Origin of the sequence: Massilia cavernae, from assembly GCF_003590855.1 — a bacterium.
Classification (GTDB): domain Bacteria; phylum Pseudomonadota; class Gammaproteobacteria; order Burkholderiales; family Burkholderiaceae_D; genus Telluria_A; species Telluria_A cavernae.
In genome coordinates, this window is sequence record NZ_QYUP01000139.1 from 1 (window position 1) to 7,646 (window position 7,646).

Annotated in this window: 7 protein-coding genes; 3 read left to right on the plus strand and 4 right to left on the minus strand. The window is 64.3% G+C overall.

From position 1 onward, the window contains the following. Positions 1 to 7: 7 nt before the first annotated feature. On the minus strand, positions 8 to 595 hold the full coding sequence (locus D3872_RS18135) for a hypothetical protein (protein WP_119812124.1): 588 nt from the start codon (positions 593 to 595) through the stop codon (positions 8 to 10). A 203-nt stretch (positions 596 to 798) separates the two neighbouring features. Between D3872_RS18135 and D3872_RS18140 the strand changes: the two genes are divergently transcribed. Continuing rightward, on the plus strand, positions 799 to 1,200 hold the full coding sequence (locus D3872_RS18140) for a GFA family protein (protein ID WP_119812125.1): 402 nt from the start codon (positions 799 to 801) through the stop codon (positions 1,198 to 1,200). Here the strand turns inward: D3872_RS18140 and D3872_RS18145 are convergent. After that, positions 1,197 to 2,141, minus strand: a complete 945-nt coding sequence (locus D3872_RS18145; protein WP_182915852.1) for a DUF3616 domain-containing protein — start codon at positions 2,139 to 2,141, stop codon at positions 1,197 to 1,199. The two genes, D3872_RS18140 and D3872_RS18145, sit on opposite strands and share 4 nt — an antisense overlap. A gap of 124 nt (positions 2,142 to 2,265) precedes the next feature. Here D3872_RS18145 and rdgB point away from each other — a divergent pair, with 124 nt between their 5' ends. Next, a complete protein-coding gene (gene rdgB / locus D3872_RS18150; protein WP_119812127.1) occupies positions 2,266 to 2,850 on the plus strand; it encodes an RdgB/HAM1 family non-canonical purine NTP pyrophosphatase in 585 nt (194 codons plus the stop codon). Continuing rightward, positions 2,847 to 4,079 (plus strand): radical SAM family heme chaperone HemW, encoded by a 1,233-nt coding sequence (hemW, locus tag D3872_RS18155; RefSeq protein WP_119812128.1) that lies wholly within the window; start codon positions 2,847 to 2,849, stop codon positions 4,077 to 4,079. Before rdgB ends, hemW begins: the two co-directional genes overlap by 4 nt. 79 nt (positions 4,080 to 4,158) lie before the next feature. Here hemW and D3872_RS18160 read toward each other — a convergent pair whose 3' ends face one another. Together D3872_RS18160 and D3872_RS18165 are read right to left on the minus strand one after the other, a co-directional pair. After that, on the minus strand, positions 4,159 to 5,550 hold the full coding sequence (locus tag D3872_RS18160; RefSeq protein WP_119812129.1) for an efflux transporter outer membrane subunit: 1,392 nt from the start codon (positions 5,548 to 5,550) through the stop codon (positions 4,159 to 4,161). Beyond that, a partial coding sequence (locus D3872_RS18165) for an efflux RND transporter permease subunit (protein ID WP_119812130.1) occupies positions 5,543 to 7,646 on the minus strand: 2,104 nt, incomplete at its 5' end. The genes D3872_RS18165 and D3872_RS18160, both read right to left, overlap by 8 nt.

Genomic DNA, 7,646 nt, shown 5'->3' on the forward strand with positions numbered 1-7,646 from the left:
GCCTTGCTCAAGCCGCTGCTGAAGTCCCCTGCAACGGCGGTCCAGCAGCCCACAGTGCGCAGCAGCTTGCGCATCCTGTCGCAGTGTTGCAGCATCTCTTTCTGCAGTTCGCCACGGTCACGGGCCAGGTGCCGTTGCCTTCGGCCTCCACCGGCGGGATGCGAATGATGCGCATGGCGTCTCGCTTGCCGCCCAGCCAGGCCCGCAGTGCGCTCACCAAGGCGATGGCGTCCAGCCGGTCAGTCTTTGCCCGGCGCGCGTGGCGCGCCACCTGAAGGCTCGCCGGATCGCATATCACGGCCTTCACTCCGAACTGTTCCAATGCCCGCGCTATCCAGAATCCGTCCTGGCCAGCCTCGAACAAAACCACCACTCTGACGTTCTCGGGCAGCCCCCACTTCTCCTTGCACCGGGCGATCTCAGCAAGCACTTGCCGCAGCCGTTGCATCGGTTCTTCCCCGTCCACAGTCCTGATCGCGGCGTTCTCGCGCTGACCGTCGTGGAGGGCGATCTTCCACTTCTTAGATGCAAGTTCGAGGGACACTGCCAAAATCAATTCGGCAGGCGTAAAATAATTTTCACGGGCTGGCATCATCTCGTTCTCCCTTAAAGATATTGGTGGAACTTTAACTTTAGGATGAATTTGAGATTATTGCTGGCCCGCCCTCCTCATACATAGTATCTACGCGTCATGGGAATGCATAGATGGTGCGCATGGCACGGGAATGGACAAAATGGGCCGTAGAAGGGCGGATAAGCGCGTAGCGCGCATCCGCCGAACTTTGAGGAGAAGCGGACTTGGAAAAAACCTACCATGGCAGTTGCCACTGCGGCGTCGTCCGCTTCGAAGCCGACGTCGACTTCGACAAAGGCACCCTCAAGTGCAACTGCACCATCTGCACCAAGATGCGCCTGTGGCCGGTGCTGATCGAGCGCGACGCCTTCCGCCTCCTTGCCGGCGAGGCCGAGTTGACCAAATACGAATACTACACCAAGACCGAGCAGCATTATTTCTGCTGCCACTGCGGCGTGCGCGCCTTCGGCTTCGGAACATCACCCCGTATCGGTCCGTTCTGCGGGTTGAACGTCAGCTGCCTCGACGACGTCACCGTGGACGAACTGCTCAGCGGCCCGGTCAGGTACGTCGACGGCCGCAACGACATCTGGGACAAGCCGCCCGCGGAGATCCGCCACCTCTAAAGCCTGACCACGATGCTCCGGAAAGCCTGCTGTTCCTCGGGGATCTCCTTGCAATGCTTGCCGCCGTCGTCGCTCAATACCTGCACCATGTGCGTCCCCGGAATCGCGAACAGCGCTTCCGGCCGCGTAGTGTCGAACTTGACATGGCTTAGTTCCAGCGGCTGCTCCGCCGGATCGCCCGACCAGCGGTAAATCGCAAAATCCCCATCATTCCCGGTCGGCCCGGCGACGATCATGTACGCCAGCCCGACCAGCTCCATGCTGCGCACCGCGCGCCCGCCGAGGTCCAGTTCGAATACCATGCCGAAACGCGCCTTCTTGCCCGAGATGACTTCATCCGGATTCACCATCTGCACGACAAGCGCCTTGCCGTGCGGCGCCGGATTGCGCATCCCGACCAGCAGTTCCCCTTGCGGTGTGGCGGCCAGGCCTTCGATATTGAAGGCGCCTTCCAGTTCCGGATTGCGCGAAGCCGCCTCAGCCAGCTTGTACTTCGCCAGCTGCGGCGCATTGATCAGGTCGTCGAGCATCCCGCTGTACGGCTGCCCGGCCGGCGTCAGCCAAGGCGCGCGCCGCAGCGCGTCGGTGGCAAAGAATCGGTAGCGGCGCGTCTGCTCCTTGCCCTTGCTGTTGCGTCCATGCGACGAGATCCAGTAGATACGGCTGCCGATGGTGGCCGCGCCTTCAAGGTCGGACTCCTTGTCCGGCTTCGTGCCGAGGAAGGGCGCCAGGTCGACGATGTGCACCGGATCGGCTGTCCCGCGCGTGTAGACCTTGAGCTGGTTGCGCTCGTCGTTGGCGACCACGAAGTGATGTGCGTCCAGCGCCGCCGCCGCGGAGGCATCACACATGCCGCGATACGTGAACTCTTCCTCGATGTGGGCGTGCGGAAGGTGGGCGACCAGTGCGGCCGCACCGGCAAGGAGGTATCGGTTTCCCATAAGGGATGCGCTCTCTCGGCAATAGGTTGGTGTGCTTTCCTGGCAACGTTGCAAATGTAGCATGGAACGCGGTGCGCTCGTTCACGTTAAAATGTCGCCTCACGCTTCATCATCCCTCATACCCATGACCCAACGCCTCATCCTCGCGTCGAACAACGCGGGCAAGCTGAAAGAATTCAGCGAAATCCTCGGCCCGATCGGATTCACGCTGCACCCGCAAGGCGAGTTCAATGTGCCCGAGGCGGAAGAACCGCACGCGACCTTCGTCGAGAACGCGCTGGAAAAGGCGCGCCACGCCTCGCGCCTGACCGGACTGCCGGCGCTGGGGGACGATTCGGGCGTGTGCGTCAACGCGTTGGGCGGCGCCCCGGGCGTATGGTCCGCGCGCTTCGCGGGCGAGCCGAAGTCCGACGCGCGCAACAACGAAAAACTGGTGGCCGACCTGGCCGCCCACGCCGACAAGTCGGCGTACTACTACTGCGTGCTGGTCTACGTGCGCCACGCGGACGATCCGCAGCCGGTGATCGCGGACGGCGTGTGGGAAGGCGAGATCGTCGCCGAACCGCGTGGCAAGGGTGGCTTCGGCTACGACCCGTACTTCTTCATTCCATCGCTGGGCAAATGCGCGGCCGAACTGACGCCGGCGGAGAAAAACGCGCTGTCGCACCGCGGCCAGGCCCTGCGCGCACTGGTAGAAAAACTGAAATGATCCCGATTAAAGTCGTCACCGGCGATACGAAGACCGAACCGCGCTCGCCCGCCACGACTGCCCTGCAGTACCTGCAGCCCGGCGCGCTGAACCTCACCGCGCTGCCGCCCCTCTCGCTCTACATCCACTACCCGTGGTGCGTGCGCAAATGCCCCTACTGCGATTTCAATTCGCACGAGGCCAAGGGCGAAGTGCCGGAGGAAGAGTACCTCGCGGCCTTGCGGCTCGACCTCGAACAGGCGCTGCCGATGATCTGGGGCCGCAAGATCTACACGATCTTCATCGGCGGCGGTACGCCCAGCCTGATGTCGGCCAAGGGGCTGGACCGCCTGATGTCGGACCTGCGCTCGCTGCTGCCGCTCGACGGCGACTGCGAAATCACCATGGAAGCCAACCCGGGCACCTTCGAGGCGGAGAAGTTCAGGTCTTACCGCGAAAGCGGCATCAATCGCCTGTCGATCGGCATCCAGAGCTTCAATTCGGCGCACCTGAAGGCGCTGGGCCGCATCCATGACGACGCCGAGGCGCGCAGGGCGGTGGAAATCGCGCACGCGAACTTCGACAACTTCAACCTCGACCTGATGTATGCGCTGCCGACGCAGACGCTGGAGGAGGCGAGGCAGGACCTGGCAACCGCGATGTCGTTCTCGCCGCCGCACTTGTCGCTGTACCACCTGACCATGGAACCGAACACGGTGTTCGCCAAGTATCCGCCGCAGCTGCCGGACGACGACCTGAGTGCGGACATGCAGGACATGATTGCCGAGGCCACGGCAGCGGCGGGTTATGGGCACTACGAAGTGTCAGCGTACGCGCTGCCGGGGAAGAGGGCGCGCCACAACCTGAATTACTGGGAGTTCGGCGATTACCTGGGTATTGGCGCCGGTGCGCACTCCAAGATATCGTTCCCGCACCGTGTGCTGCGGCAGGCGCGCTTCAAGCAGCCGAAGTCCTTCATGGAGGCTGCGCGCAAGGGCAATCCGGTGCAGGAAGAATATGAAATCGGCCGCGCGGAGATGGGGTTCGAGTTCATGCTCAACACGTTGAGGCTGACCGAAGGATTCGATCCGAATTTGTTTGGGGAGAGGACCGGGTTGAGTATCAACCAGATCGAGAAGCAGTTGAATGCGGCCGAGGCGAAGGGCCTGATTTATCGCGATCACAAGGTGATCAGGCCGACGGAACTGGGGCAGCGGTTCCTCAACGATCTGCAACAGATGTTCCTATGAAAACGTAGGGCGGATAAGCGAATGCGCATCCGCCATTGCGCGCGGATGCGCTGCGCTTATCCGCCCTACGTCCTTCTGACTATTGGACGGTGGTCCAACCGCCGCCGAGCACCCGATACAAGGTCACCTGGTTCTGCAAGCGCAGCAGGTTCGCCTGCACTGCGGCCTGCTGCGCGCTGAACAGCGAGCGCTGCGCATCGAGCAAATCCAGGTAGCTCGCGGCACCGCTCCGGTAACGCAGGTCCGACAGGTTGAAGCGTTCCGCTTCCGCCGCCGCCACGGCGCGCTGCGCCGCCAATTGCTCGCTGAAGGTAGCTTGCCCCGCCAGCGCATCCGACACTTCCCTGAACGCCGTCTGGATCGACTTCTCGTACTGCGCCACGGCGATATCCCGGCCCGCTTTCGCGCTGCCCAGGGTCGCGCTGTTGCGGCCGTAGTCGAAGATCGGCAGCACCATCTGCGGCGCGAACGACCAGCCGAACGAACCGCTCTTGAACAAGCCGCTCAGCTCCGAACTCACGCTGCCGGCGCTGCCGGTCAGCGAAATGCGCGGGAAGAAGTTGGCGCGCGCGGCGCCGATGTTGGCGTTCGCCGCAATCAGCTGCTGCTCCGCCGCGCGGATGTCGGGACGCACCGACAGCAGGTCCGACGGCAGGCCTGCCGGCAGCTCGGCCAGCATCGTGCCGGCCAGCGTGGCGCCGTTCGGTGCGGCCGGCACCGGCTGGCCGACCAGCAGCGTCAGCAGGTTGTAGTCCTGCGCGCGCTGGCGCTGCTGCTGCGCCAGCACCACGCGGGCGCCATCCACCAGCGACAGCGCCTGCTGCAGGTCGAGCTTCGATACAACGCCGTTGTCGTACTTGAGCTGCACCAGCTTGAGCGACTCGTTACGCGCGGCCAGCGTCTTCTGGGTCAGGTCCAGCAGTTCGTCGTCGGCCAGCAGCGCCAGGTAGGCATTGGCGACCGATGCGACCAGGCTGATATGCGTGGCCTTGCGCGCTTCTTCGGTCGCGAGAAACTGCGCCAGCGCCGCATCGGACAGGCTGCGCACGCGGCCGAACAGGTCGAGCTCGAAGCTGGAAACCGCCAGCCCGGCCGAGTAGGTGGTGCGGATGCTGTCGTCGCTTTCGGTGGCGCGGCTGCCGCTGGCGCCAAGGCCAACGGTCGGCAGCTGGTCGGCGCGGCGGACCTGGAACTGGGCGCGCGCCTGCTCGATGTTGAGGATGGCCACGCGCAAGTCGCGGTTGTTAGCCAGCGCCAGTTCGATCAGCTGCTTCAGGCGCGCGTCGGCAAAGAACTGCTGCCATGCGATGCTCGACGCTGCCGCCGTGGTGGCGGGCGATGCGGCCAGTTCAGGGAAGCTGGCCGCCACCGGCGCCGCCGGACGCTCGTACTTCGGCGCCAGCGACATGCAGCCGGACAGTGCCAGCGCGAGCGCCAGCGGGGTTGCGGTTCGTGTCAGTTGCTTAATCATGCTTTACCTCGACTGCTGCGGGTGCGTCGTCTTCCTCATGCGCGTACTTCTTGCGCTGGCGCTCGCTGCCCTTGAATAGTTTTCGCACCACGACGAAGAACACCGGCACGAAGAATACGCCGAGCGCCGTAGCGACAATCATCCCGCCCATCACGCCAGTACCGATGGCGCGCTGGCTGGCCGAACCCGCGCCGCTTGCAATCACCAGCGGCAGCACGCCCAGGATGAATGCGAGCGAGGTCATGATGATCGGACGGAAGCGCAGGTGCGCGGCTTCCAGCGCCGATTCGACCACGCTGCGGCCCTTGGCCTGCAGGTCCTTGGCGAATTCGATGATAAGCACCGCGTTCTTCGCTCCCAGGCCGATGACGGTGATGATGCCGACCTTGAAGTAGACGTCGTTCGGCAGCCCGCGGAAGGTCGCCGCCAGCAGCGCGCCAAGTACCCCAAGCGGCACCACCAGCAGCACCGCCGCCGGGATCGACCAGCTTTCATAGAGCGCGGCCAGCGCCAGGAATACTGCCAGCAATGCGAAGCCGAACAGCACGAACACGGTGGATCCCGACAGTTTTTCCTCGCGCGACTGGCCGGTCCATTCGAACGCGAAGCCTGCGGGAAGCTGGCCCGCCAGCTTTTCCATCTCGTCCAGCGCCGCGCCGGTACTGTAGCCCGGCGCGGCATCGCCGGCGATGCGGACGGTCGGATAGCCGTTGTAGCGCACGGTCTGCATCGGACCGGTCACCCAGCGGGTGCTGGCGAACGATGCCAGCGGCACTTGCTGGCCCTTGTTGTTGGTGGCGTTCAGGCGCAGCAGGTCTTCAGGCTGCATGCGCGCGGGCGCATCGGCCTGGACCACCACGCGCTGCAGGCGGCCGACGTTCGGGAAGTCGTTGATGTAGGACGAACCCAGCGACGTCGAAATCGCTGCGTTGATCGCGTCGAAGCTTACGCCCAGGGCGTTGGCCTTGTCGCGGCCGATCTGCAGTTCGACTTGCGGCGCGTCTTCCAGGCCTTCAGGACGTACGCCGGCCAGGATCGGGCTCTTGGCGGCCATGCCCAGCAACTGGTTACGCGCGTTGAGCAGCGCTTCGCGCCCGTTGCCGCCACGGTCCTGCAGGCGGAACGAGAAGCCGGAGGCGCTGCCCAGTTCCGGGATCGGCGGCGGGCTGATGGCGAAGATGAAGGCATCGCGCACCTGCGACATGCGTGCGCTGATGCGGCCGGCGAGGTCCGCCGCGCCCTGGCCTTCGCCCTTGCGCTCGTCCCACGGCTTGAGCGTGATAAAGGCGAGCGCCATGTTCTGGCCCTGGCCCGAGAAGCTGAAGCCCTGTACGCCGACCATGCTCTTGACTTCCGGCTGCTTGAGGATGAATTCCTCGGCCTCGCGCAGCGCGGCGCCGGTGCGTTCCAGCGTCGCGCCCGGAGGCAGCTGGAAGTTGGCGATGATCGAACCCTGGTCTTCGTTCGGCAGGAACGAAGACGGCATGCGCATATAGATCAGCGCGACCACGCCGACCAGCAGCCCGAACACCACCAGCGCGCGGCCGGTGCGGCGCAGGATGCGCGCGACCCAGCCTTCATAGTTCTTGGCGGTCTTGGCGAAGCCGCGGTTGAACCAGCCGAAGAAGCCCGTCTTGGCGTGGGCGTGGCCCGCTTCGACCGGTTTGAGCAGGTGTGCGCACAGCGCCGGCGTCAGCGACAGCGCCATGAAGGCGGAGAAGAAGATCGAGGACACCATCACCGCCGAGAACTGGCGGTAGATGTTGCCGACCGCGCCGGAGAAGAACGCCAGCGGCACGAACACCGAAATCAGCACGACGGTCACGCCGATGACCGCGCCGGAGATCTGGCCCATCGCCTTGCGCGTCGCTTGCAAAGGCGGCAGGCCTTCCTCGCTCATGATGCGTTCGACGTTTTCGACCACCACGATGGCGTCGTCGACCACGATGCCGATCACCAGCACCATGCCGAACATGGTCAGCACGTTGATCGAGAAGCCCAGCGCGAGCAGGGTGCCGAGGGAACCGAGCAGCGCGACCGGTACCACGATGGTCGGGATGATCGTATAGCGGAAGTTTTGCAGGAACAGGTACATC

Coding starts and splice junctions, on each gene's coding strand:
- D3872_RS18145 (WP_182915852.1), bottom strand. CDS start 2,141: ATGGGAAACCGATACCTCCTTGCCGGTGCGGCCGCACTGGTCGCCCAC.
- hemW (WP_119812128.1), top strand. CDS start 2,847: ATGATCCCGATTAAAGTCGTCACCGGCGATACGAAGACCGAACCGCGC.
- D3872_RS18160 (WP_119812129.1), bottom strand. CDS start 5,550: ATGATTAAGCAACTGACACGAACCGCAACCCCGCTGGCGCTCGCGCTG.
- D3872_RS18135 (WP_119812124.1), bottom strand. CDS start 595: ATGATGCCAGCCCGTGAAAATTATTTTACGCCTGCCGAATTGATTTTG.
- rdgB (WP_119812127.1), top strand. CDS start 2,266: ATGACCCAACGCCTCATCCTCGCGTCGAACAACGCGGGCAAGCTGAAA.